The following is a 959-nucleotide window of genomic DNA, read 5'->3' as shown; positions in this document are numbered from 1 at the left end:
AAGGCCGCCTCCGTCGTCAGAAGTTTGTTTCGTTGCCGCCCTTGAGGCTGAGCATCTGGCGCGCTTCGGCGGGCGTCGCGATGTCGAGCGAGAGGCCCTCGATGATCTGACGCATCTTCACCACCTGTGCCGCGCTCGACTCGGCGAGCTTGCCTGGCTCGATCCAGAGTGAGTCTTCCAGTCCGACCCGCACGTTCGAGCCTTGCGCAACGCCCAGCGTGCCCATCGGGAACTGGTTGCGCCCGGCACCCAGGATCGACCACACGTAGTCGTTGCCAAAGAGGCGGTCCGCAGTCCGCTTCATGTGCGCGAGGTCTTCAGGGTGCGCGCCAATCCCGCCGAGCAGGCCGAACACGCTCTGCACGAAGAACGGTCCCTTGACGAGGCCCCGGTCGACGAAGTGCGCGAGGTTGTAAAGGTGCGAGATGTCGTAGCACTCGAATTCGAAGCGCGTGCCGTTTGCCGAGCACGACGTCAGGATGTATTCGATGTCGGCGAAGGTGTTCTTGAACACCAGGTCGCGGCTGTTCTCGAGGTGCTGACGCTCCCAGTCGTGCCTGAATTCCTTGAAGCGTCCGAGCATCGGATACAGGCCGAAGTTCATCGAGCCCATGTTCAGCGATGCAACCTCAGGCTTGAAGTGGTGCGCCGGCTTCAGACGCTCCTCGACGGTCATATGAGGGCTGCCGCCGCTCGTGATGTTGATCACCGCATCGGTTTCGGCCTTGATGCGTGGCAGAAACTCCTGAAACAGCGCCGGGTCCTGCGACGGCCGGCCGTCTTTGGGATCTCGCGCGTGCAGGTGCAGGATCGCGGCGCCCTCCCTGGCTGCGGCGAGCGCCGCGTCGCCGATCTCCTGCGCCGTCACCGGCAGGTACGGTGACATCGACGGTGTATGAATTGCGCCCGTGGGCGCACAGGTGATGATGACCTTGCGTTTCGTTGCCATACAAACCTCT

The 959-nt window shown here is 63.0% G+C and carries 1 protein-coding gene; it reads right to left on the bottom strand.

Annotated features, from left to right (window positions below; translation table 11 throughout):
- Positions 1–16: 16 nt before the first annotated feature.
- Positions 17–949 carry a 3,5-dioxohexanoate:acetyl-CoA acetone transferase gene (gene kce / locus P0D80_RS50545; RefSeq protein WP_408296360.1) on the bottom strand — a complete coding sequence of 311 codons (933 nt, stop codon included), beginning with the start codon at positions 947–949 and terminating at the stop codon, positions 17–19.
- Positions 950–959: the final 10 nt, after the last annotated feature.

Source organism: Paraburkholderia sp. RL17-373-BIF-A (genome assembly GCF_046030175.1).
Lineage (GTDB): Bacteria > Pseudomonadota > Gammaproteobacteria > Burkholderiales > Burkholderiaceae > Paraburkholderia.
The sequence above is the reverse complement of the archived record's forward strand: the minus strand, read 5'-3'. Positions and strand labels throughout refer to the sequence as shown.

Coding starts and splice junctions, on each gene's coding strand:
- kce (WP_408296360.1), bottom strand. CDS start 949: ATGGCAACGAAACGCAAGGTCATCATCACCTGTGCGCCCACGGGCGCA.